We start from the raw sequence: 25231 nt of genomic DNA, 5'->3' as shown, positions 1-25231 counted from the left end.
ATTCCCTTTGCAACCCCTTTTTCTAGCATTTCATATCAAGCGGTCGTTTTTTACCCAAAAATGATAAAAATATTCATTTTTTATATAAACACGGTTGTAAAAGCAGCAATTTATCGAGCATTTTTTCGTTTTGATTCTTTTCTTGCCATCTTAAAGGTCGACAATCAATGTATTCACAATATCCACCTTCTCCTTGAAGACATTGATCATTCCAACTTAATTGATAACGAAAACTTCCTATGTATCCAGCAGCTAACCCAAATTTGTAATCACCACGACTTTCACCATAGAGTTCAAAAATAACTTTTCCATTTTTTTTACATTGCCAAGAAAACTCTCGTGGTAAATACATTTCTCGCCCATGCGGTGTTTCAACTTTTGGATAAACCCGGTGGATGTGGAAATTAACATCTTCGGTAAACGTGACGGGCTGCTTTCCTAGTTCTTGAATATCTAAACGTGAAAATAGAATGATATTCCACTGATTTCTTATTTGAGAAAGTGTAACTTGAGTTGTTTCATTCAAATTAATAATTTGGCAGGTATAAAAACATAAAGATAAAAAAGGTAAATGTAAGGCCCGAGCATGTTTAAAACGGCCTAATCCATTGACCTCATATTTCTGTCCTTTATATAAAATCTCACCTTCACAGTGGCACAAAATAAACCAATAGTCAGATATTCCCCACTGCAATGCTGATGAATTCGAAATATCGGAAGGAGTTTGAACGATTAAATCACAACTCATTTCAGAATCGATTCGTCTAAGCTGAACTCTTGGGATTTGCCACTCAATAAGATCAGTTTTATCGAATTGATACCGACTAGGATTAAGCTGACATTGGCGTCGAATGGAATAAGTTTTTAAGTGCCCTACACTATGTAAGCTATTGCTAACCAGTACGGTTGCTGTATCAACTGCAGAAGTCACAATACTATTTGCATTATAGCAAAGAGGGATTCTAGGCTGACCGATTAGACTAATGTAATTAAAGTAACGAAGTGGTGCAGGCAGGTTAGGGAGAATTAAACCTTGATAGACAACTTTAAAAAAACCTCTAGCGGGCTGATAGACAACTCCCCCATTTGAGTTGAGGCTCAGTTGCTGTAATTGATTTTTTTCACTTATCAACTTAGGCATACCGAACCTCATCTAATTTTATGTTTTGATGGTCTCGTTATTTTTTTTAGCTAAAAGTGTGGTAACAAAACCTGATAGAGCATAGATGATTGATACAATCAAAATACCCATTGGAATATTATAAGTGATTGCTGCAAAAATCAGTACTACTGGCAACATAACTACAAAAGGAACACGCTTACGATCCATTTGCTTAAATGAATAATATTTAATATTAGAAATCATAAGTAGTCCTACAACCACCATGATGACCGCGTTAATGGTTTGAATAGCAATATCGCGTAAATCAAAAATGAACGGATAATCACGAGCTACCCATACGAGTGAAATAATGATAATCGCGGCGAGTGGACTAGCAATACCAATAAAATAGCGCTTATCAACCACTCCAATCTGAACATTAAATCGTGCTAAACGGAACGCGGCACAAGCGGTATAAACAAAACAGCATGCCAAACCGATACGGCCTAAGTCATGTAGACTCCAGCTATACATTAGCATTGCTGGCGCTACACCAAATGCCAACAAATCTGATAAAGAGTCATATTGCTCACCAAAAGCACTTTGGGCACCAATAGCTCTGGCAACGCGTCCATCTAACCCATCAAATAATGCTGCAAGAAAAATCGCATAAATCGCTTGAGCAAATTCGCCATTCATACTTGCAATAATGGAATAGAAACCAGACAACAAAGCGGCTGTCGTGATTAAGTTAGGCCAAAGGTAAATACCTCTGCGCTTCACTTTTTGTCCTTCCGGATTATCTTCTTCTTCAACCACTTCGAACGTAATCCCATCAAAAGAATGTTCATTATGAGTTAAATCTTGCTCTGGTTTAGGCGCATTTGTCATTATTTTCTATTCCAAACATGTGCATTGATTTAGATTAATTATTACTCACCCACTAACCAGCGTACAGCGGCATGACCACCTGTTTCTTGCATACGTAAGTGAGGGAATAACCATTGTAGGGCTTGATCTGCTTGTTCGGAGAACTGCCAAGGTGGGTTAATTACTAATAATCCACAACCATTCAAACCTACAGGTGTGTCATCTGGCCAAACACAAATTTCACAGATTAATTGACGGCGAATTCCAGTTTTAAACATTTTCTTTTCAAAACGTTCAATCATTGCGCGATCTTTAATTGGATACCAAACCGCGAAGACACCTGTTGGCCATTTTTTATAAGCGCTTTGTAAAAGTTCAACCAATTGCGGGAAATCCTTACGCTCTAATTCGTAAGGCGGATCAATCATCACTAAACCGCGCTTTTCCTTTGGTGGAATTACGGCAAGCAAGCCTTCATATGCATCACGCTCATGCAAGCCCGCACGTTTATCATGAATGTTATGGCGTAATTGCTGAAATACATCACGCTGCATTTCAAATATTGTAGCCTTATCAATTTCACGCATACCTTGCAAAGCAAACCACGGAGAGCCCGGATAACTTCCCTTACCTTCTTGAGCACGTAATTCTTCTACAAGTTTTAGGTATTGCTGGATGGCTTCAGGAGCTTGGCGCTTTTCCATGTCAGAAAGCTGTACAAGACGATGAATACCTGTTAGGAATTCTCCTGACTTTTGTGCAGGTGCCTGAGATAGATCATATTTTCCTGCACCTCCATGCGTATCGATATAACGATAAGGTTTATCTTTAGCATTTAAACGGTTGAGAAGCTGTAGCAAAAGCACATGCTTCATAACATCTGCAAAGTTGCCCGCATGGAAATGGTGACGGTAATTCATGTTGACTTTAATTCCTCAATTCAACGATTAGTTTAACATGAAAAAAATATTCTTTCGTAAGGTTGTGATCATCTAAAATAAGGCTGCTTGATTTTCTTACGATCGATATGAGGTTATATGCACTCTCAACCGCTTCCTGACTGCTGGAATCTGGACCAGATTTTAGATGACTTAAACGCCCATGGTTTCGCAATTGTGAACCAAGCTTATTCTGCTGAATATCATACTCAAGTTGCCAAAGAGTGTAGCCACCACTTTGATGAGTTTCGAGAAGCAGGTATTCAAAATGGTGTGGTGAGTACGATCCGAAGCGATCATATTTTATGGATTAACGAATCTCTTCCTGTTGCTGAGCAGCATGTAGAAACATTATCTTCATTTTGCCAGCATCTAAATCAAGCTTTCTTTTTAGGGATTAAAGAAGTAGAAGCACATTTTGCCTGTTATAACCCGGGTGAATTCTACGCATTACATCGAGATAACCCTCAGCAAAAAAATGATCGTATTATGTCTACCGTTTATTATTTACACCCTGAATGGCAAGATGACTGGGGTGGCCAATTACGCTTACAAGATAAAAACGATATTTGGCACATTATTACACCAGAGCCTAATCGCTTAGTTATATTTCAGAGCAATTTGCTTCATGAAGTTTTAGTTTCTAAACAGCAGCGCCTCTCTATTACTGCTTGGCTTCGTAGCGGAAACTCAATTTGGGTTTAAAAGAAAGCTCTTTAAATTTCTTAAACGGACCCGATATAAAAGATATTGATTAAAAAGGCGAAGGCGTATGTCTATTGAAACAAAAGCGATTGTGTCCAGAATTGGTGAAACAGACCAACTCTATTTAACTGAGAATACGCCCGAGCTTGCTTTGGAGCGTGCAGAATTACGTATGCAGCTCGTTACGTTAAGCCGTGTTCGCCAAGAACAAATTCACTTCTTGCAAGAAGCCATTGTTTTGCTGGAACAAGCTCGTATGGAATATGAAGAGATGCCAATGAGTTTGTATTTAAACCTATCGCTGCATTTAGCTAAAGCTTATATGCTTTATTTTGAGTTAAATAAGGAAAAACGTTTTGCGCTGATTGCTCAGCAAATTTTGAAACCTCTAGCTCATCATCAACATGGCGATATATATTTTTTCTTGGCTTATGCGTCAGCAGCACAGCAAGAGTCTGCACTAACTCGTCATTGGCTCACAAAATATTTATCAACTGCTCAATGTGATCTTGAGTTGCTTCATGAACATCCTATATTCAATCCGGTACGTCATGAAACATGGTATAAAAATTTAATCAAGTTAAGAACTCACTAACTTATGAATAAAAAAGGCCTGTTAACTATAACAGGCCTTTTTCATTTGTTATTTTTTTACACTATCTTCATGTAATTGCTCATTCAGCTCATCAATAACTACAATCCACTCATCATCTTTTTCCCAATGACTTTTTAAAAAATCACTTTGGCCTTGGGACCAGAAAGAGGCCTCATGTAACTTCTGTTCAGCCGGCAATTGATGCGTTCTGATAAAATTTTCAATACTTGCATCATCAGAATCTAAACCCAATTGCTCAAATAAAAGTTGTAATGTCGGTTGTTGTTCAAACATTGTTATTCTCCCATGGCTTCTTTTCAATAATCTAACAACAATAGATGTGAGTTGCATATCTATGCCTATATTTTCTTGTTGTTTTTTGTGTGTTCTTATTAAATTTCACATATAAAAAAGCACCCTACAAGAGAGTGCTTTCCAACTCATCAAACTGATGAATTATTTTACCATGTCAGCAATTGCTGCACGTTCTTCTTCAAGCTCGTTTAGAGTGAAGTTGATACGCTCACGGCTAAATTCATCGATTTCTAAACCTTGAACGATTTTGTATTCACCGTTTTCAGTTGTTACAGGGAAACCGAACATAACGCCTTCAGGAATACCATAAGAACCGTCAGAAGGAACACCCATAGTTACCCACTTGCCGTTCGTACCAAGTGCCCAATCACGCATATGGTCGATTGCAGCGTTAGCAGCAGAAGCAGCAGAAGACAAACCACGCGCTTCGATAATCGCAGCACCACGTTTACCAACAGTTGGAAGGAATACGTCTTTGTTCCAAGCTGGATCGTTGATCTTGTCTTTTAAGCTTTCACCATTTGCAGTTGCAAAACGGTAGTCAGCATACATAGTTGGAGAGTGGTTACCCCAAACTGTTAATTTTTCGATGTCAGCTACAGCAACACCAGCTTTTTGAGCAACTTGAGTCAACGCACGGTTGTGGTCAAGACGCAACATTGCTGTGAAGTTTTTCGCTGGAAGATCTGGAGCAGATTTCATCGCAATGTAAGCATTCGTGTTTGCAGGGTTACCTACAACTAATACTTTAACGTCACGGCTAGCAACTTCGTTTAATGCTTGACCTTGGCCAATGAAGATTTCGCCGTTAACTTTTAACAAGTCAGCACGTTCCATACCAGGACCACGTGGACGAGAACCTACCAATAACGCATAGTCAGCATCTTTAAATGCAACTTTAGGATCATCAGTCCCGATCATGCCAGCCAATAAAGGGAAAGCACAGTCATCAAGTTCCATCATTACGCCTTTAAGCGCTTGTTGTGCTTTTTCAACTGGAACTTCAAGCAATTGTAAAATAACAGGTTGATCTTTACCTAGCATTTCACCGCTTGCGATACGGAATAATAAGCTGTAACCAATTTGACCTGCAGCGCCAGTCACGGCAACACGAACGGGTTGCTTCATGTAATTGTCTCCAATGAGTGTCCTTAATCGGGTTAAGTAGCGATTCTACTTAACCAAATCATCATAAACGGCAAAGATTGTACTCTAAAGAAGTGGCAGATGCATGTAAAAGCGACTCATTTTCACCAAAAGTCTGATAGAAAATACAAATTAACCTTTACAAATAGATTCAATGTATGGTCAGCATTTTTTTATGAAATGGTTATTGCTCTTAATAACTGCCTTTAATGGTAATTTCGCTTGGGCAATTAGAGACAACGTGATTTGAGCATTGCTTATATTGACCATTTACCGTGTAACAAACTTTAACTTCTGTTAGTACGACATCAGAGCGTGATAGCTGACAAGTGAAGCGAATACCATTTTGAGGTAAGCTCGGATTAAGCTTGGTAAATTGTTGACGTAATGTAGATTGTTGCATTTCCACATTAGTAGAGCTGGTTAGATTAGCAGGTATTTTTAAACGTTCAGCAAAGTTAATAATCGTACGGAAATATTGACTTGCATTCATAGGCACACAGCCACCCACACTTCTCCAGAGTTGCACACGAGCATTATTATCTGGCATCACCCGAGCGACCACCTTAGCTTGCAGTGGTGACAGTGTAGCTGAGCTTTGTGTTGAACAGTCAGTTCTGGTGGTTTCAGGCATTAAACCAGTAATCGTAAGCGAATATCCTTCAAGACATTTACGCTGCTTTTGTTTAGAAGGATCTAGCGCACAAACAGCAGGCGTCATCTGTACATGCATAACATAACCTTGCACGTTAACAGGTTCCGCATGTAAAACAGAACTCAACAAACCAACGCTTGCACAGATGATCCACCATGCAAGTTGCGATATTGATTGAAGTCCTAGGTCTCTATATTTCATTTAATTAAAACTTGGTTATGCCAATTAAAAGAATGTTCCATCATTCATCATCTAAAACTAAGGTGATGATCGCGTTGGAATGACTTTCATACGTTGTATTAATGATTGAGCACCTTGACCTAATATCACTCCATAATGCGTCGCATTCGTCATGACATGCTTGACATAATCTCTGGTCTCAAGCAATGGAATGGTTTCTGTATATTGATCAGCCTCAATCGGTTGGTAATCAGGTTGCCAACGTCTTGCCCGATTCGGCCCAGCATTATAACCTGCCGTTGCTAAAACAGGGTTATTACTTAATTGCCCTTGAATCATCGATAAATAAAATGTCCCATAACGAATATTGGTGTTCATTTCACTTAACGCTGCCGGATTATATGTTTCTCCCATCTGGCGAGCAATCAACTTTGCCGTATCTGGCATAATTTGCATAAGTCCACCAGCACCTACATGAGAGCGTGCCGAGGTAACAAATCGGCTTTCTTGACGCATTAAACCATAAGCCCAAGCAGGATCAATTCCAGCATTGTAACTATGGCTTACGACATTGGTCTTATGCGGGGTCACATAACGATACGTATCATTATGTTTATTCGTTGTACGATCTGCCGCATAAATCGCGCGGTCATACCATCCCATATCATGAGCACGTTTTGCCGCCGCTAATAGCAATCCATCATCATGCTGAAGATATGCTTGACGAACAGCCCAGTTCCACTCTCGGTTGGTATAGGTTGGGTTGGCATTAATCCGTCTTAAAGTAAATGCACGATTAAAGTGAATATTTTGATCTAAACGGCGTAAATCACTTGCAGTTGGCTCATCATTATATGGCTGATGATTATATCGTACGCCTAAACGGTCTTTTGCAAGAAGGTTGTGATAATCATCCCCACTTTCAGCTAATTTTTTATAAATACGTTGTGCCGTATTTTTAGAATTACTATCGCCACGTTGCTCTGTCGCACGCGCTAACCAATATTGCCAGCGATCTTCTTGTTTTTGTGAAACCGACATACTATCAATTGCACGAATTAAACTTTCCCAGGCACTAAAACGAATAGCTTGTCGTGCATAAATTTCAGCTTCTTCAGGACTTAACGGATAGCCATAACTTGCATCAAAATATTGAAGGACTTCACGGTTAAAGTTATTTTTCATTACCGTAGTTCCACCAATATAGGCTACGGTTCGATAGAGATACTTTTGCACGCTCTCTGGAGTGCCTTGCGCTACTCGCTGTACATTTGCAAAAGCATTTCCTAAATCATTATTTGCTAATCGGCCTAGTGCAAAAATCAAATAGGCATAATCTACGTCATTGGTTTTTGGTGCTGACCACAAGTAATTCAGTGGATTCGCCTGAATCTGATTAAGCTGAGCCAAAGACAAATTCAAACCCAAAGTCTGTGCTGTAGCAAGCGCCTGTCCAGATAAACCTGCACGTAACTGTACCCACAGGCGCTGCTGCTTGTCTTGTGTACTCATTAATGGGCTAGACAGCATCATACGGCCGAGTCCAATACATGATTCTGGTTGTGACTCAGTGGCTAACCATACATCTTTATATTCAGCAAAAACTAATGCATCACCACTTTTAGCTCTCACCTGCGCTAAAGCACAATTCTCGGCCTGATCAGGATTCGAAACATAAGGCAAGATTGGTTGTGCAGATGCAAAGTCAGCTTGTTTAACTTTTTCTTCGACATAATCCGCGGCCAGCTTTTCTGCCATAGCAGACTGTGGATAGCGCTGTGCGAAGCTTACAATTGATGTCGGAGATTGAAAGCCTAAATTCGTGTTTAATTTCCAATATTCAGGATAGTAGCCCAACACATCATTTTGCATTGCAAGCTGATATTGATCTAACAATGCAGTATTACCACTATTGGCGGCATTTAGTGCATCGTTAAATTGTTCTTCCGCGGCATAAGATAATGAACAACCAAGTAAACACACAGCTCCTAACCAGCTACGATGTGCATATTTATTTTTCATCACACGACTCTTGTTTGATGAGCTCTTTTTACCTGGTCTCATAAATGCGTTAAATCCTGACTATCCACCTTTAGGCATAGTTTAATTATTCTTCATGCTTTCTTTTGTTGTGTTATGTAACTATCTGATTCAACATCATTAAAATTCATGTCATTTGTCTCCATAAATCATGTGTAGCTTATGGGAGTTTATTGTTATCTGTTCTGCTCAAAATACTGCTATAATGATTGGTTTGACCCGTTTTGGGTCATTTTATTATTTAACTAGATCGATCTGTTAGGAGCCTGCATGACGGTTCAAACCTTCATTCCCAATGGTGCCAAAGCTGCCTCAGAAAACACTGTTACCCAGCCAACGCACACCACTGATGTTTCAATAAAAAAACTATATATTGAAACTCAAGGGTGTCAGATGAATGAGTATGACAGTCACCGTATGGCAGACCTTTTGGGGGATTCTCATGGTTATGTGTTAACGAACAACCCTAATGAAGCAGACATTCTGCTCATGAATACTTGCTCTATCCGTGAAAAAGCACAAGAGAAAGTATTTAGTGAATTAGGTCGTTGGCGTAAACTAAAAGAACAAAATCCTGATCTTGTTATTGGCGTGGGTGGATGTGTTGCTTCTCAAGAAGGTGACAATATTCAAAAACGTGCACCTTATGTCGACATGATTTTTGGTCCACAAACCTTACACCGTTTACCGCAAATGCTTGATCAACATCATGCACAAGTGGAAAAGCCGAAAAAAGAAAAAATTAAGCTCGTTGATATTTCATTCCCTGATATTGAAAAATTCGACTTCTTACCTGAACCACGCGTAGAAGGTTTTAAAGCATTCGTTTCTATTATGGAAGGTTGCTCTAAATACTGCTCTTTCTGTGTTGTTCCATACACTCGTGGTGAAGAAGTTTCACGTCCACTTGATGATGTTCTTGCAGAAATCGCAGGCCTTGCTGAAAAAGGTGTCCGTGAAATCAGCTTGCTTGGTCAAAATGTGAACGGATATCGTGGCGAAACATTCGAAGGTGGCATTTGTACCTTCCCTGAATTGTTACGACTCGTTGCAGAAATTCCAGGTATTGGCCGTTTACGTTATACAACTTCACATCCACTTGAGTTCTCTGATGAACTTATTCAGTGTTATGAAGATTTACCTCAAATGGTTTCACACTTACATTTGCCAGTACAAAGTGGATCTAACGATGTACTCAAAGCAATGAAGCGAAATCACACGATTGATGTATACATCGATAAGATTGCCAAGTTACGCAAAATACGCCCTGATATGCATTTATCGAGTGATTTCATCATTGGTTTCCCTGGTGAAACGGATGAAAATTTTGCAGAAACATTGCAATTTATCAAAGATTTAGATTTTGATCATTCTTATAGCTTCGTTTACTCAAAACGCCCAGGTACACCAGCATCTGACTTACCAGATACAACCCCTGAACACGTTAAAAAAGAACGTTTGGCACAAGTTCAACAAGTCATTAAGCAATCTAGTATTGAAAAAACTGACGCAATGCTTGGCAAAATTGAACGTGTACTTATTGAAAAAGTATCTGATCAAGACCCTAATATTTTAGTAGGTACAGCAGACAATACACGTTTAGTGACTTTTGTAGGCGATGCATCGTGGGTTGGTCGTTTTGCAGAGATTGAGATTACTGAAATTAAAACTTTAAATTTAGTTTACGGTGAACTCTTGAATCTTGAGCCTGACGTGGCGTAATGTAGAGGTATTCTAAAGTCTACTGAAAGGTTTTCTCTTGACTGCAGCGATTCGACGTACCGTAACATTTCCTGAAATTTCAATGGAACGTTTAAAGAGCATCTTGGGTGCCTATAATGGGCACCTTAAGCAAATTGAACAGCGTTTAGATGTCAAAATTACTCATCGTGGAGATGTTTTTTACATAGATGGTGAGATAGATGCTGTTGGGAGAGCCGAAGCGTTATTGCAACGACTCTACGAAGAAACAGAGGCGTCCCAACAAATCAGTGCTGACCTGTTACACCTCTTGATTCAATCTTCTCAAACCGAACGTAATTTCGAGTTAGTTGGAGAAGAAATGGATGAGCATAATGCGCCCATGGATGTCTATTTCCAGACTCGAAAAGGTCGCATTAATCCACGTGGTGCCAATCAAAAACGCTATGTACAACGTATTTTACAAAGCGATATTTCTTTTGGTGTAGGCCCTGCTGGTACAGGTAAAACTTATTTAGCAGTTGCTGCCGCAGTGGACATGTTAGAACGTAATGAAATCCAGCGAATTTTACTTGTCCGCCCTGCGGTAGAGGCAGGAGAAAAGCTCGGTTTCTTACCTGGTGATCTAACCCAGAAAATCGACCCATATCTACGTCCTCTTTACGATGCCCTCTACGAAATGCTGGGCTTCGAAAAAGTCGCCAAGTTAATCGAACGTCAAGTGATTGAAGTTGCACCACTTGCTTATATGCGTGGTCGTACTCTTAACCATTCATTTGTGATTTTGGATGAAGCTCAAAACACTACACCAGAACAAATGAAAATGTTCTTGACCCGTTTAGGTTTTGGCTCTCGTGCAGTGATTACAGGTGACATTACCCAAGTAGATTTACCTCGAGGCCAACAATCTGGTTTGGCACACGCTCTTCGCGTACTTGAGAACATTAAAGAAATTCATATTACCCGTTTCCATTCCCGCGATGTAGTACGCCATCAACTTGTTCAAAAAATTGTTGAAGCTTATGAGGGTTGGGATGGTGAACAACAGCGTCTTAATGCTGAAGCACGTGCTGAACGTAAAGCACGCCAAGAAGCATTAATTGCTGAAAACGATACAGCAGCAGACTTGCAACATCAGGATGCTTAAGGATTCATTTTGAAAATCAGTTTAAGTTTACAACAAGACTTTCAATCCCCTGAGTTAGAGCTCAAACGAGCTCAACTCAAAAAAATTATTGAGACAACTTTACGCCACGTTGGCTATAAAGAAGATTGCGAAATTGGTATCGCATGTGTTGATTTGGAAGAAAGCCATCAACTTAACTTGCAATATCGAGAGAAAGATAAGCCAACTAACGTTCTATCTTTTCCAAGTGATATTCCTGAAGAAGTTTTACCAATGCTCGACGCATTACCGTTGGGTGATTTAGTAATTTGTATTCCAGTGGTATTACAAGAGGCTCTGGAACAAAAGAAAACCGCACAAAATCATTTTGCGCATCTTTTAGTTCATGGGGTTCTACATTTACTTGGTTATGACCATGAAACAAGTGATGAGGATGCTGAAGAAATGGAAGGTTTAGAGATCGAAATCTTAGCTAAACTCAATATTGCCAACCCATATCAGGAATAATCAAATTCCCTCATACGATTAAGAACGCAGTCAGCTTCTTAATACATTTTAAAAATGTGGATATCCTAAAAGTTATCCACATTTTTTCATTAATGAACTTCAAATTCAGCTTCAGCTGGATCAAAACGCCATGTACGAATAATACGAAGTTCCGAAATATCTTTCATATTTGCATCAAAACGGCCAAACGGCGCTCCACGCCGTACCGATGCCTTTGCTGCTTCATCTAGAACTGGATGACCTGAGCTTTCAAGCAAACGAATTGCACGAATTCCCCCTTGAGCATTCAAAATTACCATAAGGCGAACTTCACCTTTTAACTGTTGCTGTTTCGCTTCTTCTGGATAATAACGGTTGCCATAAAGCTCTACTTTTTCACGAAATTTATCTAGATAAGCTGCTGACGCATCTTTCTTGGCTTGAATACCATCTACTGTTTTTATCTTTTGTTGGCGACTAAAATCTTGCTGACGTTGTAAATACTGAGCTTCAAGACTCGCTACCATGGCAGCTTTTGCCTGAAACTGACTTTGTAATTGTTCAAGTGCTTTTTTTCTTTGGCTCTCCTCTGCTTGTTTCTGCCAACTCAATACAGTCATGAGTACTTTTTCTTCAAATTTAAGTTCTCTTTGTTGCTGCACTTTTTCTAAAGTTTCTAGCTGAGCTTCTCCTGTTGAAGCATCACTTGGCATAGGCGCTGGAGAGTTACTCGACATCCGATGAGCTTCCCGAAAAGCCCCTGAACCTTGTTGATCAGCTTGGGCTAAAAAGTCTGCATGCTTGATCACATCTTCAGTAGGACGAATCGATATTGCAATTTCTTTAGTCGATTGTTCTGACGGCGCAGGCATCGCAAAATGGATGAGCAACACAAAAATATGCAGTAAGATTGCTAATATTATTGCAGCGATAAAGACTCGGTCTTGCCACCAATAATAAAAAGGCTCTATGGATAGACTTCTTTTTTTCAACATAATCTTAAAAGCATATAGATGCCTTTTCCCCACGGTATTACCGAATAAAACATAAACTGATATTCAAATATGGATAAAAGTGTGATTCACTTCAAATATTGATATTTATCCATTTTCATTTTGTCAAAATGTATCAATTAAATTTGTTACACTGCAATATCAAAACCTGTTTTTTATCATAATAAAGATTGTGTGGATTCTTTAGTAAATCATCTTCTGGAAGTTCTTTTATGCAAACGCTATTTTCCTCATTAGTCAAACGTCTTCATAAAGTCTACCGAAAAGCTGAAGCCTTCATTGAGGAAGAAAGAGATTTTACATTATCGCAAACTTTTCTAAATGCCACCTTAGAACGCTACGTGACTAATAATGTCGAGTTTTTAGATGATCTACATGCAGATCTTTATCATGACTGGTTAAGACTCTATGCCACAATGCATGTTAAAGGTTTAGAGACCACTTTGTCGGTCGACTTAAAACTTATCCAGATGGAATTTAATAAAGAACAACAACTTATTGTTTTTGAGCAAATTAGTAACACGCAAATTGTAGAAGCTAAATATAAAAATTTCTGGCAAAAAATTGCTGTAAAAGCGGCTATTTTTTACTATCACAAAATTCTAAAAAAAGATCCATTAGGCATGATTCTAGAGCGATTTGATGTAGCCCAAGAAAAAGATGACTTGATCTTCTTAGACCTTAACCGTTGGTTTGCTAAAAAGGCCAGTATTATTGAAACTTTAGGCAAGGTTCATATCAACTATGCACGAGTACGTGAAGCAGAATTAGTTGTCTTTGGTAATGTTAATCTCGCTGCTTTACTTTCCCGTGATCAAGATGATGATTCTGAAGATGAACTTGAAGACACTGAAATTACGCCAATACAGCAAAAAGATGTATAACAACAGTATGAACTAAAGAAATTCACTGTTAAAAAACACAAAGAGATTACATATTTAGCATAAATCCTGATTTTTTCTCCATGATCAACAGGCATAATATGCAAAAGTCATAGATGCATCAGCACTGACCTATCAGTCTGTACAAGGATATTTACTTATGGCAACAAAATTTCTGAAATCATTCAGCATCGCAACTGGTATTTCGACAACTTTGCTTATTGCAAGTTTCTCTAGCCATGCACTTGCCATGAGCCCATTTCAGGCAAATTATCAGTTTACCTACAATAATAAAGGTATGGGTTCAGCGACACGTGCATTGAGTCAACAAGGCAATAACTGGACTTATCAATTCACAGCAAAAGCAGGTGGAATCGCTTCTGCAAGTGAAACAAGTAAATTTAGTTTTGCAAACGGTAAAATTGGTTCACAAAGCTTTAGTCGTACCAGTAAAATTTTGATTCATAACAACACAATGAGTATTAATTTTAATCCTGGCAATAAGACTATTAGCACGAAAAAAGACGATAAAGCGCGCTCATTCGCTTGGCAGGCAGGTGTACTTGATGAGCTAAATGCAGAATTACAGATTCGTGAAGATTTAAAAAATGGTTCACTTAAATCGTCTTACCCTCTAGCCGATGCAAAAGAAGTTGAAAATCGTCGTTTTGTTAAACAAGGCAACGAGAAAATTAAAACCTCTTATGGCACATTTGATACCGTGAAAGTTGTTTTACAACATAAGAAACCTGAGCGCAGCACAATTTTCTGGCTAGCTCCGAAATTAGACTACCTTCCAGTCAAGGTTAGTCATATTGATGGCAAAACATCTTATGGTTTGTTATTAACAAGTTATACAGGTAAAACGAATTAAAGCTTGCATTTTTTCGGATGCTTTTTAAAATACGCATTTGCTTTAAAAAGCATCCGTCTAGAGGATTCTCCCGTGCACGCACTAGAACAGAAAATCTTAACAGAAGGTATCGTTCTATCTGATCAAGTGTTGAAAGTCGACGCTTTCTTAAATCACCAAATTGACCCTGTACTCATGCAGCAGATTGGCAAAGAATTTGCCGCTCGCTTTAAAGATGCAGGGATTACCAAGATTATTACCATTGAAGCTTCAGGTATTGCGCCAGCAATCATGGCAGGTTTAGAACTTGGTGTACCTGTGATTTTTGCTCGCAAATATCAATCGCTTACTTTAAAAGACGATTTATACCGCGCTAAAGTGTTTAGTTTCACTAAACAGACAGAAAGTACCATTGCCATTTCAAATAAGCACATCAACTCAAGCGACAAAGCCTTAGTAATTGATGACTTCTTAGCAAATGGTCAAGCTGCGCTTGGTTTGATTGACTTAATTCATCAAGCAAATGCAGAAGTTGTAGGTGTGGGTATTGTGATTGAAAAATCATTCCAACCAGGCCGTGATTTATTACTTGAAAAAGGTTACCGCGTTGAGTCATTAGCGCGCGTTCAATCACTTGCTGATGGCACAGTAACTTTTGTAAAAGAATAAAATGGTTTAAATAAAAAAGAGCGGAAACCCGCTCTTTTTTATTTCCATAAATTTAAGAATGAAGTTTTTTTACGATTTCGCCTAAACGCTTCCCTTGAGCTTCACATAAAATTTTTTCATCTTGGCTTAAACTTTGATCATGTCTTGGACCGCTCACGTGGCTTGCGCCATAGGGAGTCCCACCTGTTTTAGTATTCGACAAAGCCGGAATAGAGTTTGGTAATCCTAAAATCATCATACCGTGATGAAATAATGGAGGTAACATTGTTAATAACGTACTTTCTTGCCCACCATGCATTGAACCAGAAGAAGTAAAAACGCATGCTGGCTTATTATGTAAAGCACCATTTAACCAAAGGCTTGTGGTCTGATCCCAAAAATATTTCATTTCGCTTGCCATATTACCAAAGCGAGTTGGAGACCCTAGCGCTAAGCCAGCACAATTGGCCAGTTCCTCTAAAGTACAATAAATATCACCTTCTTCAGGAATGCTTGGCTCAGCTTCTGTTACCACTGTTGCAATATTAGGTACTGTGCGAATTTTTACATTCATACCTGCCGATTCAACACCATTCGCAATAAGGTGCGCCATTTCTTTAGTTGAACCATATTTACTGTAATAAAGCACAAGAATGTAAGGTTGCATCGGTTTCACGAATTTTGTTAAAAAGAACACTATACGGTATTTTTTGTTTTTTTGGCGTAGCCAATTTTATGAAATTCTAGAGGTGATTGATTTTTAAGGGCACAGTAACAAATATCGGTAAAAGCTTTTTACTACCTTTTGTTACGATGATACATACAGAACTTTCAGAATACTTTTTTATTCTTTAGGTTAAAGTTTACCCACATCAACGATAGTGTTCTCAACCGAATACACTGGTGAATATCAATCACCCACATCATGATTAAAAAAATCGGGATAGATGACGCATGTTAGAACGTTTTTTGAAGAAGCTTCCTTTTTATAACAAGACCTGGTTTCAATTTATTTTATTCGTAATTAAGCGTTTTGAAGCGGATCGTTGCCGTGAACAAGCCGGCTCCCTCACCTATACGACACTTTTTGCCGTTGTACCTATGTTAACGGTATTTTTAGTTATTATTTCTTCAATTAAGGCATTGGAACCTGCCAGACAACAGTTACAGCACTTAATCTACAGTAATTTTTTGCCTAAAAGTACGATTGCTTTTGATAAAGCTCTTAATGCTTTTACCGAAAAGTCCAGTAATTTAACTGTAATTGGTGTGCTATTCCTCTTTGTCACAACAGTTTTAATGCTTACTTCAATTGAAACCGTTTTTAACCGAATATGGCGAGTAAAAGAAACCCGTAGCGGTATTGTAGGCTTTATGCGTTACTGGACCATTATTTCGCTTGGTCCAATTATTTTAGGCAGTGCATTTGTTATTTCATCAACTGTTGCTTCCATGAATTTATTGAGCAATAACTTCACAGGTTATCAACTTGATGGCGCCTTTTTACTCTGGCTTATTTCTTTTGTTCTCACAATTTTAGGTTTTTTTATTTTATATTGGACTATTCCCAACCGCACAGTTCCCCTATATGCAGCAGCAATTGCTGCATGCTTAAGTGCTGCATTATTTGAGACACTCAAAAATTTATTTAGCTTTGTTATGTCAAATTTCACCAGTTATGAAATCATATATGGTGCGTTTGCAGCAGTACCTATTTTCCTATTATGGGTCTTCTTATCTTGGAATATTGTATTGCTTGGTGTCGAGGTAAGTTTTGCTCTTACCGCTTTTCATTCAGGCAAAGAGCAAAAAAGACATCCGGTTTTAATGCTGCTCGATATCTTGGAATTATTCTATAAAAAGCAAAAACTTGGTGAAAGCGTAAGTGATAAAGAAGCATTAGAAATTTTAGGTCGTGGTGAAGTTGGTCGCTGGCCTGCTTATGTTCTCTTACTAGAAGAGCAAAATCTGGTTAAACGTACCGATAAGGATGAATATGTTTTGGTCCGCAATTTATCTCAAGTCGACTTTTGGAGCTTCTTCACTGCACTGCCTTATCCATTACCTTTACGTCAGGATGTATCAAATGTGCATGATGATGACGAATGGATGGAAAAAATTGGCCCAGCTTTAGTAGAGTCTAATGATTATTTAGCTGCAAAGCTCTCTATTCCACTTTCAACAATTTTCGAAGAGAAATAATGCTCAATTAGCATCAGGGCTTAGCTGCTTTTAGCTTTGCCCTGCTTTAGACTCATGATGACAATTCCTGACAACACGAAAATACTTCCAAAAATAAATTTAATTTCTAGTTTTTCCTCTAATAATAAAATACTAAATAACACACCAAATAACGGGGTTAAAAAAGAAAATACCCCTAATCGTGATGCAAGATAATTTCTTAATAACCAAAACCATAATAGTAAACTTGCAAAAGATACGATTAAAGTTTGAAAGCTTAAGCTTAAGATCGTTAAAGTGGTGAAATGAATTGTTGTTTGATTTGTTAAAAAAGCGATTAGTAAGAGTAGAACAAAACAGCCAAATAGTTGATAAAACAATGTTTGAGTTGCCGGCGCTTGAGCTAAAGGAGATAAACGAACAATAATTGTACTGAGTGCCCATGCAAGCCCAGCCATAAGTGCATATAAATCGCCTAACAAAACTTGTGCTAGAGCTGGCGCATTTGTAGCTGTGGTTGTTGGGTAAAATGTAAGAATGATCCCCATAAAAGCCAGAACAATACCACCCCATTGCGCTCGATTCAGACGTTCAGTAGGAAATTTCCAATGAAGCCCTAATGCAACAAAAATTGGAGCGGTATACAGTAAAACTACTGTATGAGAGGTAGAGGTAAACTTTAAGGCTTGGGTGACGAAATAAAATTCTAATGAAAAAAATAAAGCAACAAGAGCGCCAGCTTTGCATTGTCTATAAGAAAATAGATGAATCGAATGATCTCGCCACAATAAAGGTAAAACTAGAACAGCAGATAAGCCGGAACGTAAAGCAATTTGCATAATCGGCGAAATATCTGGTGCTGCTATTTTCAGAACCACCTGTTGCAGCCCTAAGACCATACATAAAAGCACCATTAAAGCCGAAGCTCTGGTATCCAGATTTTTGCGCTCTTCCATTTAGCACCTTTATTTATAGCGAAAAATCTGACTATAGAACTGTCTTATTTAGATGATATAGTGAAAAACAGACAAGACATAAGTAATTTCAGGCAATTTTCAAAGATGAAAAAATCAGCTCAACGTGTGCAGGATTTTCAGGGAATTCCGGCTCATAACGCAATTCCTGATTTGCTTTGGTTCCGTGTTCGTAATGCACCCGCAGAAACGGTTTATCCTCAACATGCGCATGCATGGGGTGAGTTTATTTATGCGTTTAGTGGTGTACTCGAAGTTAATATTGATCAAATTAATTATTTAACCCCGCCACCTTATGGTATTTGGCTTCCTCCTTATACCAAACACAGTGGTATTAACCGCAACGAAGTGACTCATGCAACTTTATATGTTCATGAAAGTCTGTGCCAAAAGTTACCGCAGAAAGCTGGTATATTATTAACTTCCTCACTTGTACCTGCTTTACTCGAACACTTGAGGAAAAACCCACAAGATGAAACCCAAGTCGAATATATACGCCTACTCCAAGTTTTATTAGATCAACTCATACAGGCTGAATTAGTGGGTAGTTATTTACCTACAACAGATCATCCAGCTTTAGCAAAAATTCTAAATGATTTACATCAATGCCCTGCCGATAACAGCACCTTACAAGAATTAGCTGAACGAATAAATATGACTGAAAGAACGTTGGCACGTTACAGTCAAAAAGAGTTGGGAATGTCTTTACATGAATGGAGGCAACGATTAAAAGTAATGAAAGCAATGACCATGCTTAATCAAGGAAAAACCATAGAAAGTATCGCTTTTGATTTGGGCTATGCCAGCGCATCGGCATTTATTTATATGTTTAAACGTTGGATGGGTTTTACCCCAGACCAGTTCCGAAAGCTCTATCAATAAATTAATTTTGAGTATAATAAAAAACCCTATTATCCGTTTAATAATAGGGTTTAAAGTTTAATAACTTAAATAAAATTATGCTTTAACAAATGTTTCCCAAACAAAATCTTGAGTAGCACCTTTCAAAGTCATTTTTAGCTGATCGCCAGCATTTAATGGCCCTACACCTGCGGGTGTACCCGTCATAATGACATCGCCTGGCTCAAGTGAGAACACCTGATTAATATCTACTAAAAGATAAGCAATATTAAACATGAGCAAAGCGGTATTACCGTCTTGACGTAATTCATCATTAATATGGAAATTAAATCTAGTCTCTTCCCAGTTCGTGATTTCACTCACATCTACCCAGTCTGCAAGCACACACGAACCATCAAAAGCCTTTGCTCTTTCCCAAGGTTGGCCTTTATCTTTTAACTCATTTTGTAAGTCACGTAATGTTAAATCCAATCCTAAAGTCACTGCACCAATGGCCTGCAATACTTTTTGCGGATCAGTTTCTCCTTTTAGTGGCTGATCAATGCGTAAAACAAATTCGCATTCGAAATGACAACTACCCCATGCAGGATTCCATGAAATGCCTTCATCTAAACCAATCAAACTACTTGGTGGTTTGATAAATAACACCGGACGTCCTGGCATTGCATTGTTCAGTTCTTTTACATGATCAGCATAACTTCTGCCCACACAAACGATTTTTGAAGGACGTGTTTTCATGAAGCTTCCTTTATTGTTGCGGCTAATAATTCCAATAACTTATTTCTTAAATGTATTTTCAAATATAGTTTGATCTGAAGCCTGTGCAAATGCACGTTTCGGTACAATGATGACCGTTTTATTTTTAAGCTCAAGCATATAAGTCAGCTTGCCTTTAGCAAAAGTCTGCACTTCACTATACTGTACAGCTTGTTTACGCCCAGCAGCATAGAGCTCAAAATAATCTTGATATAAATCGATTCCTTGCTCGCTCTTACCAAATTGATAACGTACAAATTGACGTTTAAACATCATAGGTAAAAGCCAGTAGCGCATTAGACCTTGCATAACCAAGAAGAAAACGCCTAAAGCAACATAGTAGCGGCCAACACCTGAAAAGCCTAAATATAAGCCCCAAATAATAATTGCAATACTAATAACAGGTGTCAAAAACCGTGTGAATTGCTTCTTTCCGAATGTCACCAAGCCAAATCCGTCTTGAGACTCTTCTAAATTTAAATAATAACGTAAAGATAAAGCGCTTTTTTGCTCGGTCATCACAATGTATCAATATTGAATAAATCGAAACTATTAGAGCATATTCATCTACGCTTTAAAATGAATCAAAAGTGATTTTTTATTTTTGCTTTAACTGTAAAGCTTTTATTAGTACAAGCTACTTATGCGTTTCATATATAGAACGTAGATTCATATTTATAAGGCTTATTTCATATTTTTAAATTTATAGAATGCTTCTATTGTCTCTTTTCGTGGAATTCGTCATGTCTTTTTTTGCAAAACTATTTGGCTTCAAACAAAAAACAACAGCTCAAGAAGATGTGGCTTTGAAAGCTGCTCAAGAGCTAGAACCTTCAAATGAAACCTCTTTTATAGAACTTATTAAAAACCGCCGCTCTATTTATGCAATTGGCAATAACTTAAGCCAATCAAATGATGAGATTGAAAAGTTAATTCAAGAAGCAATAAGACACAGCCCTTCAGCTTTTAACTCTCAATCATCTCGCGCTGTGATCTTATTTGGACAATCTCATCATAAATTCTGGAATACAGTTCTAGAAGTTTTAAAAACCATTATCCCAGCTGAAGCGGTATCTGGAACACAACAAAAAATTCAAAGCTTTGCAGCAGGCGCAGGTACAGTTCTGTTTTATGAAGACCAGAGCGTTATTAAAAGCTTACAAGAGCAATTTGAACTTTATGCTGATAATTTTCCGATCTGGTCAGAACATTCAACAGCAATTGCTCAATTTGCAGTTTGGAATGTATTAGCTGAACAAAATATTGGTGCTTCATTGCAACACTACAATCCAATTATTGATGAGAAAATTAATACCTCATTTAATATCCCAGCAGAATGGAAACTAAGAGCTCAGCTAGTTTTTGGTTCTATTGAAGGCGCAGCAGGCGAAAAAGCTTTTATTGATGATGAAAGCCGCTTCAAAACATTCGGCTAATAAATAGGTTCGAATTTAGATTTTTTTAAAGCTGGTTATGACAAGTACCAGCTTTCTTTATTAAAAAATTATAAAAAAACAGGCACAAAAAAACCGCTATATATAGCGGTTAATTCTTCAAGTGGTGCGCTCAGAGAGATTCGAACTCCCGACCCCTTAGTTCGTAGCCAAGTGCTCTATCCAGCTGAGCTATGAGCGCGTACTTGATGGAGGGCATTATACGCAGTTTTTTCATTTTAGAAAGACATTTTTCATCTTTTTGTCATCAAGCGTCTAGTTCTTAGCCATAATGAAATATTTAAGTAGATTAGCTTCAAAAAAGTCGAGATGATTGCCTATAAAATGTATTTGAAATATTTTTTTTCAATTAAAGTTCTCTATTTCTCGTATCTAATTTGGGCATTTTGGCCAAATTGGTAGAAACAAAAGTCTAGTTTTTTAGTCAGGATTATATAAATAAAATATTTCTACTTATGCAAAAGTCTTTTTATAAATAAAATTAGTTAGCTTTAATATTCATAAAAAATAATAAAAAAATAAAGAAAAAATGTATTCATCTATAAAGAATATATTATAAAAAAAATTATTATTTTTATGTCTAAATCTAAAGAATAACTAATTGTCAAAATATTATAAGTATCAATTTATTTGAGTAGAAATATGCATTTACACTTTTTGAGATCTACACAATACTAATTTTTAATTATTGCGATACATATCTCAATAATTGCGTAACGCAATATATAAATACTTACTTAAAAATACATAAATACACAGGAAATAGACCACCATGTTCTTACTGAAAAATCTCGTCTCTTCAATATCAAAAGTTACTCAAGACCTGGGTAATATTGTATCGATAACCCCTGTAGTAAACACAGGTTCCTCTGTTAATGTAAATGTTTCTGATATCAACATTGCTAATGTTTCAACAACAGGCTTACTTTCTAATGTGATTTCAACTGTAACCGATACAGTTTCACATACAACCACAGACTTAGTTTCTAATGTAGTTGGTACCGTAACAGGTACTGTAGGGTCTACAAACCCAATTGATACTGTAACCAATATTATTGGCGGCGTAACGGGTGGCGTTACAGGCAACCCTCTTGAAGTTGTTACTGACATTATCGGCGGAGTAACGGGTGGTGTTGTCGGCGGAACTTCTCCAATCTCTCCAGTAATCGATGTTGTTCAAGGCGGCATTGATATTCTTCAAGGCGTTGAAAGCTTAAAAACTGAAATTATTAATACAGGCATTGAAACTGTAGCTGATGCAGTTATTGGTGTATTACCTCAAGCTGAGCATCCAGTTTCTGAAATTGCAGATCTTGGCACATTAACTTTTGAAACTTCTCGTGACACGGTCAATGGTGCTCTTGAAGTTGTTTCTGATTTAGTCGGTGGTGATATTCAAGGTGCGACTGAATCAGCGACCGGTATTCTCGATACGCTTATTACAAATGGCACAACTGCTACAGGTATTGTCACTGGTGTGGTTGGAAGTGTTACTGATGTTATTGGTGGCGTAACTGGTGGTGTTGATGGCAACCCACTTGAAGTGATTACAGATATTATCGGTGGTGTAACTGGCGGTGTTGATGGCAACCCACTTGAAGTGATTACAGATATTATTGGCGGTGTAGCTGGCGGTGTTGGTGGTGATAACCCTCTTGGCGTAGTAACTGATATTATCGGCGGCGTAACCGGTGGCATTATTGGTGGCGGTACATCTCCTATTTCGCCAGTTATTGATGTTGTTCAAGGTGGCATCGATATTCTTCAAGGCGTTGAAAGCCTAAAAACTGAAATTATTAACACTGGTATTGATACAGTAGCCGACACTATTATTGGTGTATTACCTCAAGCTGAGCATCCAGTTTCTGAAATTGCAGACCTTGGCACATTAACTTTCGAAACGTCTCGTGACACGGTCAACGGCGCTCTTGAAGTTGTTTCTGATTTAGTCGGTGGTGATATTCAAGGCGCTACTGAAAATGCAACTGGTATTTTAGGAACACTTATTCAGAATGGTTCAACAGCGACTGGTATTGTGACTGATATCCTTGGTGGCGTGACAGGTACTATCGGCGGCGTAACTGGCGGTATCGGTGGTGACAACCCTCTTGGCGTAGTAACTGATATTATTGGTGGTGTTACTGGCGGTATCGGTGGTGATAATCCTCTTGGCGTAGTAACTGACATTATCGGTGGTGTTACTGGCGGTATTGGCGGTGACAATCCGCTCGGTGTAGTAACTGACATCATCGGTGGTGTTACTGGCGGTATCGGTGGTGACAATCCGCTTGGTGTAGTAACTGATATTATCGGTGGTGTTACTGGCGGTATCGGTGGTGACAATCCGCTTGGTGTAGTAACTGACATTATCGGCGGCGTAACCGGTGGTATTATTGGTGGCGGTACATCTCCTATTTCTCCAGTAATCGATGTTGTTCAAGGTGGCATCGATATTCTTCAAGGCGTTGAAAGCCTGAAAACTGAAATTATTAACACTGGTATTGATACAGTTGCGGATACAATTATCGGTATCCTTCCACAAGCAGAACATCCAGTTTCTGAAATTGCAGACCTTGGCACATTAACTTTTGAAACGTCTCGTGACACAGTCAACGGTGCTCTTGAAGTTGTGTCTGATTTAGTCGGTGGTGATATTCAAGGCGCTACTGAATCGGCTACCGGTATTCTCGATACGCTTATTACAAATGGTACAACTGCAACTGGTTTAGTAACTGAAATCATTGGCGGAGTAACAGGAACTATTGGTGGCGTAACTGGCGGAGATAGCCCACTAGGATTAGTAACTGATTTACTTGGTGGTTTAACTGGTAGCGTAGGCGGCGACAGTCCGCTTGGTGTAGTCACTGACCTTCTCGGCGGTTTAACTGGTAGCGTAGGCGGCGACAGTCCGCTTGGCGTAGTCACTGATCTGCTCGGCGGTTTAACTGGTGGTATTACTGGCGGTACAGATAACCCTATCGGTATCGTAACGGATATCGTTGGAAGCTTAACGGGTGGTGTTACTGGTGAAGGCAGTTTAGATGTTATTTCTAATTTGCTAGGTGGATTAACTGGTGGTAGCTTACTCGGTGGTGTAACTTCTACAGTATCTAGCGTAACAAATACAACGCATACGATCGTACCGACATCATTACTTACTGATAACTTCCTAGAAAACTCATTCAATACTGTTTAATAATTACAAAGAAAGCCACTTTATATAAGTGGCTTTCTTTTTTAATATATTTTTAAATATTAATTAATCTCTTGCCATTTATAATATTTTCTATGAGCTAACTCCAACATTGCATAATCATTAGGTGTATCACCATAAGCATAGATTATAGAATATTGAGTTAAGTCATATTTATTTTTTATTCTATTTACTTTTTCTAAATAACCACAATCACCATCAATAAAATAACCTGTCAAAATACCATTATCTATTTCAAGTTGATTACAGATAACATCCAGATCTAAAGATTTACACCAACTTTCCAAGTAAACACTTAATGAAGCGGATACAACAACGACCTGATCTCCCTGTTGTTTATGCCAGAGAATGCGTTCTAAAGCATTTTCACGAATACAGGAAGGAATTACTTTTTTAGCAAACTCTTGTCCTTTGCATATCAAAGAAGCTGCATCATAGCCGATATATCCCACTTGGCAGAGCTTAGTACGGATCGTTTTATCCGTTACCCACCCAAGCTTATAACCCGCTATATAAGGTGCAAGACGGATGCCACCT

24 protein-coding genes, 1 tRNA gene and 1 pseudogene are annotated in these 25231 nt (G+C 38.3%); 12 read left to right on the top strand and 14 right to left on the bottom strand.

Translation table 11 applies throughout. The features are described from left to right. Positions 1-30: 30 nt before the first annotated feature. From R5R67_RS16790 to R5R67_RS16780, 3 genes and pseudogenes are all read right to left on the bottom strand, one after another. A pseudogene (locus R5R67_RS16790) lies at positions 31-1141 on the bottom strand (DUF6670 family protein). Between the two features lie 18 nt (positions 1142-1159). After that, on the bottom strand, positions 1160-1993 hold the full coding sequence (pssA, locus tag R5R67_RS16785; RefSeq protein ID WP_000180205.1) for a CDP-diacylglycerol--serine O-phosphatidyltransferase: 834 nt from the start codon (positions 1991-1993) through the stop codon (positions 1160-1162). Between the two features lie 41 nt (positions 1994-2034). Next, on the bottom strand, positions 2035-2892 hold the full coding sequence (locus R5R67_RS16780; RefSeq protein WP_001109438.1) for a 23S rRNA (adenine(2030)-N(6))-methyltransferase RlmJ: 858 nt from the start codon (positions 2890-2892) through the stop codon (positions 2035-2037). 117 nt (positions 2893-3009) lie between these two features. Here R5R67_RS16780 and R5R67_RS16775 point away from each other — a divergent pair, with 117 nt between their 5' ends. Together R5R67_RS16775 and R5R67_RS16770 are read left to right on the top strand one after the other, a co-directional pair. Further along, positions 3010-3615, top strand: a complete 606-nt coding sequence (locus tag R5R67_RS16775) for a 2OG-Fe(II) oxygenase (protein ID WP_000556100.1) — start codon at positions 3010-3012, stop codon at positions 3613-3615. A gap of 67 nt (positions 3616-3682) precedes the next feature. Next, complete coding sequence (locus tag R5R67_RS16770) at positions 3683-4210, top strand: hypothetical protein (protein WP_000021437.1); 528 nt, start codon at positions 3683-3685, stop codon at positions 4208-4210. A 48-nt stretch (positions 4211-4258) separates the two neighbouring features. Here the strand turns inward: R5R67_RS16770 and R5R67_RS16765 are convergent, their stop codons facing one another. From R5R67_RS16765 to R5R67_RS16750, 4 genes are all read right to left on the bottom strand, one after another. Beyond that, complete coding sequence (locus R5R67_RS16765) at positions 4259-4504, bottom strand: DUF2789 family protein (protein ID WP_000462894.1); 246 nt, start codon at positions 4502-4504, stop codon at positions 4259-4261. A gap of 162 nt (positions 4505-4666) precedes the next feature. Continuing rightward, positions 4667-5653: a malate dehydrogenase gene (locus R5R67_RS16760; protein WP_000813006.1), complete on the bottom strand. Its 987-nt coding sequence runs from the start codon at positions 5651-5653 to the stop codon at positions 4667-4669. 211 nt (positions 5654-5864) lie between these two features. Then, positions 5865-6527, bottom strand: coding sequence for a hypothetical protein (locus R5R67_RS16755; protein WP_000877281.1), 663 nt, complete (start codon positions 6525-6527; stop codon positions 5865-5867). Positions 6528-6584: 57 nt separating this feature from the next. Next, the gene (locus R5R67_RS16750; protein ID WP_000792526.1) at positions 6585-8528 is read right to left on the bottom strand and encodes a lytic transglycosylase domain-containing protein; all 1944 of its coding nucleotides are present in this window, start codon (positions 8526-8528) and stop codon (positions 6585-6587) included. A gap of 288 nt (positions 8529-8816) precedes the next feature. On the opposite strand from R5R67_RS16750, the gene miaB reads away from it, so the two are divergent. From miaB to ybeY, 3 genes are read left to right on the top strand one after another with little or no spacing between them, the layout of a single operon-like run. Continuing rightward, positions 8817-10268 (top strand): tRNA (N6-isopentenyl adenosine(37)-C2)-methylthiotransferase MiaB, encoded by a 1452-nt coding sequence (miaB, locus tag R5R67_RS16745; protein WP_000218141.1) that lies wholly within the window; start codon positions 8817-8819, stop codon positions 10266-10268. A 37-nt stretch (positions 10269-10305) separates the two neighbouring features. Beyond that, entirely contained in the window at positions 10306-11394 is a 1089-nt protein-coding gene (locus R5R67_RS16740; protein ID WP_005119295.1) for a PhoH family protein, read from the top strand. A 9-nt stretch (positions 11395-11403) separates the two neighbouring features. Beyond that, positions 11404-11880: an rRNA maturation RNase YbeY gene (gene ybeY / locus R5R67_RS16735; RefSeq protein WP_000703571.1), complete on the top strand. Its 477-nt coding sequence runs from the start codon at positions 11404-11406 to the stop codon at positions 11878-11880. Positions 11881-11969: 89 nt separating this feature from the next. Here ybeY and R5R67_RS16730 read toward each other — a convergent pair whose 3' ends face one another. Then, positions 11970-12854, bottom strand: coding sequence for an energy transducer TonB (locus R5R67_RS16730; RefSeq protein WP_000914774.1), 885 nt, complete (start codon positions 12852-12854; stop codon positions 11970-11972). 230 nt (positions 12855-13084) lie between these two features. Here R5R67_RS16730 and R5R67_RS16725 point away from each other — a divergent pair, with 230 nt between their 5' ends. The 3 genes from R5R67_RS16725 (at position 13085) to R5R67_RS16715 (ending at position 15275) form a co-directional block, all read left to right on the top strand. Next, positions 13085-13756, top strand: coding sequence for a hypothetical protein (locus tag R5R67_RS16725; RefSeq protein ID WP_001193961.1), 672 nt, complete (start codon positions 13085-13087; stop codon positions 13754-13756). 157 nt (positions 13757-13913) lie between these two features. Next, the gene (locus R5R67_RS16720; protein ID WP_000201548.1) at positions 13914-14627 is read left to right on the top strand and encodes a DUF3108 domain-containing protein; all 714 of its coding nucleotides are present in this window, start codon (positions 13914-13916) and stop codon (positions 14625-14627) included. 72 nt (positions 14628-14699) lie between these two features. Further along, on the top strand, positions 14700-15275 hold the full coding sequence (locus R5R67_RS16715; RefSeq protein ID WP_000543071.1) for a xanthine phosphoribosyltransferase: 576 nt from the start codon (positions 14700-14702) through the stop codon (positions 15273-15275). Between the two features lie 52 nt (positions 15276-15327). Here the strand turns inward: R5R67_RS16715 and wrbA are convergent, their stop codons facing one another. Next, positions 15328-15921: an NAD(P)H:quinone oxidoreductase gene (gene wrbA, locus R5R67_RS16710; protein ID WP_001183347.1), complete on the bottom strand. Its 594-nt coding sequence runs from the start codon at positions 15919-15921 to the stop codon at positions 15328-15330. Between the two features lie 287 nt (positions 15922-16208). Between wrbA and R5R67_RS16705 the strand changes: the two genes are divergently transcribed. Continuing rightward, positions 16209-17456 (top strand): YihY family inner membrane protein, encoded by a 1248-nt coding sequence (locus R5R67_RS16705; protein WP_000893466.1) that lies wholly within the window; start codon positions 16209-16211, stop codon positions 17454-17456. A gap of 20 nt (positions 17457-17476) precedes the next feature. Here R5R67_RS16705 and R5R67_RS16700 read toward each other — a convergent pair whose 3' ends face one another. Further along, the gene (locus R5R67_RS16700; protein ID WP_000392679.1) at positions 17477-18391 is read right to left on the bottom strand and encodes a DMT family transporter; all 915 of its coding nucleotides are present in this window, start codon (positions 18389-18391) and stop codon (positions 17477-17479) included. A gap of 105 nt (positions 18392-18496) precedes the next feature. Here R5R67_RS16700 and R5R67_RS16695 point away from each other — a divergent pair, with 105 nt between their 5' ends. Further along, positions 18497-19291 (top strand): helix-turn-helix transcriptional regulator, encoded by a 795-nt coding sequence (locus tag R5R67_RS16695; RefSeq protein WP_318755014.1) that lies wholly within the window; start codon positions 18497-18499, stop codon positions 19289-19291. A 75-nt stretch (positions 19292-19366) separates the two neighbouring features. On the opposite strand, the gene R5R67_RS16690 is transcribed toward R5R67_RS16695, so the two are convergent. Continuing rightward, positions 19367-20008, bottom strand: a complete 642-nt coding sequence (locus R5R67_RS16690; protein WP_000857682.1) for a fumarylacetoacetate hydrolase family protein — start codon at positions 20006-20008, stop codon at positions 19367-19369. Positions 20009-20047: 39 nt separating this feature from the next. Further along, a complete protein-coding gene (locus R5R67_RS16685) occupies positions 20048-20545 on the bottom strand; it encodes a YcxB family protein (protein WP_000139385.1) in 498 nt (165 codons plus the stop codon). A 224-nt stretch (positions 20546-20769) separates the two neighbouring features. Between R5R67_RS16685 and R5R67_RS16680 the strand changes: the two genes are divergently transcribed. Further along, positions 20770-21462, top strand: coding sequence for a nitroreductase family protein (locus R5R67_RS16680; protein WP_000007415.1), 693 nt, complete (start codon positions 20770-20772; stop codon positions 21460-21462). A 122-nt stretch (positions 21463-21584) separates the two neighbouring features. Here R5R67_RS16680 and R5R67_RS16675 read toward each other — a convergent pair. After that, positions 21585-21661 (bottom strand) — tRNA-Arg (locus R5R67_RS16675). A gap of 591 nt (positions 21662-22252) precedes the next feature. Here R5R67_RS16675 and R5R67_RS16670 point away from each other — a divergent pair. Next, the gene (locus tag R5R67_RS16670) at positions 22253-24676 is read left to right on the top strand and encodes a beta strand repeat-containing protein (protein ID WP_000479315.1); all 2424 of its coding nucleotides are present in this window, start codon (positions 22253-22255) and stop codon (positions 24674-24676) included. A gap of 59 nt (positions 24677-24735) precedes the next feature. On the opposite strand, the gene R5R67_RS16665 is transcribed toward R5R67_RS16670, so the two are convergent. Next, positions 24736-25231: HAD-IB family phosphatase (locus R5R67_RS16665; protein WP_318755012.1), on the bottom strand; the 496-nt coding region annotated here is incomplete at its 5' end.

The sequence above is a fragment of the Acinetobacter sp. OYA S30 genome (assembly GCF_033599315.1).
In the GTDB taxonomy this organism is placed as follows: Bacteria; Pseudomonadota; Gammaproteobacteria; order Pseudomonadales; family Moraxellaceae; genus Acinetobacter; species Acinetobacter baumannii.
Note: the sequence above shows the minus strand (reverse complement) of the source record. Positions and strands in the feature narration are given on the sequence as shown.

Coding starts and splice junctions, on each gene's coding strand:
- pssA (WP_000180205.1), bottom strand. CDS start 1,993: ATGACAAATGCGCCTAAACCAGAGCAAGATTTAACTCATAATGAACAT.
- R5R67_RS16780 (WP_001109438.1), bottom strand. CDS start 2,892: ATGAATTACCGTCACCATTTCCATGCGGGCAACTTTGCAGATGTTATG.
- R5R67_RS16775 (WP_000556100.1), top strand. CDS start 3,010: ATGCACTCTCAACCGCTTCCTGACTGCTGGAATCTGGACCAGATTTTA.
- R5R67_RS16770 (WP_000021437.1), top strand. CDS start 3,683: ATGTCTATTGAAACAAAAGCGATTGTGTCCAGAATTGGTGAAACAGAC.
- R5R67_RS16765 (WP_000462894.1), bottom strand. CDS start 4,504: ATGTTTGAACAACAACCGACATTACAACTTTTATTTGAGCAATTGGGT.
- R5R67_RS16760 (WP_000813006.1), bottom strand. CDS start 5,653: ATGAAGCAACCCGTTCGTGTTGCCGTGACTGGCGCTGCAGGTCAAATT.
- R5R67_RS16755 (WP_000877281.1), bottom strand. CDS start 6,527: ATGAAATATAGAGACCTAGGACTTCAATCAATATCGCAACTTGCATGG.
- R5R67_RS16750 (WP_000792526.1), bottom strand. CDS start 8,528: ATGAAAAATAAATATGCACATCGTAGCTGGTTAGGAGCTGTGTGTTTA.
- miaB (WP_000218141.1), top strand. CDS start 8,817: ATGACGGTTCAAACCTTCATTCCCAATGGTGCCAAAGCTGCCTCAGAA.
- R5R67_RS16730 (WP_000914774.1), bottom strand. CDS start 12,854: ATGTTGAAAAAAAGAAGTCTATCCATAGAGCCTTTTTATTATTGGTGG.
- R5R67_RS16725 (WP_001193961.1), top strand. CDS start 13,085: ATGCAAACGCTATTTTCCTCATTAGTCAAACGTCTTCATAAAGTCTAC.
- R5R67_RS16720 (WP_000201548.1), top strand. CDS start 13,914: ATGGCAACAAAATTTCTGAAATCATTCAGCATCGCAACTGGTATTTCG.
- wrbA (WP_001183347.1), bottom strand. CDS start 15,921: ATGCAACCTTACATTCTTGTGCTTTATTACAGTAAATATGGTTCAACT.
- R5R67_RS16705 (WP_000893466.1), top strand. CDS start 16,209: ATGTTAGAACGTTTTTTGAAGAAGCTTCCTTTTTATAACAAGACCTGG.
- R5R67_RS16700 (WP_000392679.1), bottom strand. CDS start 18,391: ATGGAAGAGCGCAAAAATCTGGATACCAGAGCTTCGGCTTTAATGGTG.
- R5R67_RS16695 (WP_318755014.1), top strand. CDS start 18,497: ATGAAAAAATCAGCTCAACGTGTGCAGGATTTTCAGGGAATTCCGGCT.
- R5R67_RS16690 (WP_000857682.1), bottom strand. CDS start 20,008: ATGAAAACACGTCCTTCAAAAATCGTTTGTGTGGGCAGAAGTTATGCT.
- R5R67_RS16685 (WP_000139385.1), bottom strand. CDS start 20,545: ATGACCGAGCAAAAAAGCGCTTTATCTTTACGTTATTATTTAAATTTA.
- R5R67_RS16680 (WP_000007415.1), top strand. CDS start 20,770: ATGTCTTTTTTTGCAAAACTATTTGGCTTCAAACAAAAAACAACAGCT.
- R5R67_RS16670 (WP_000479315.1), top strand. CDS start 22,253: ATGTTCTTACTGAAAAATCTCGTCTCTTCAATATCAAAAGTTACTCAA.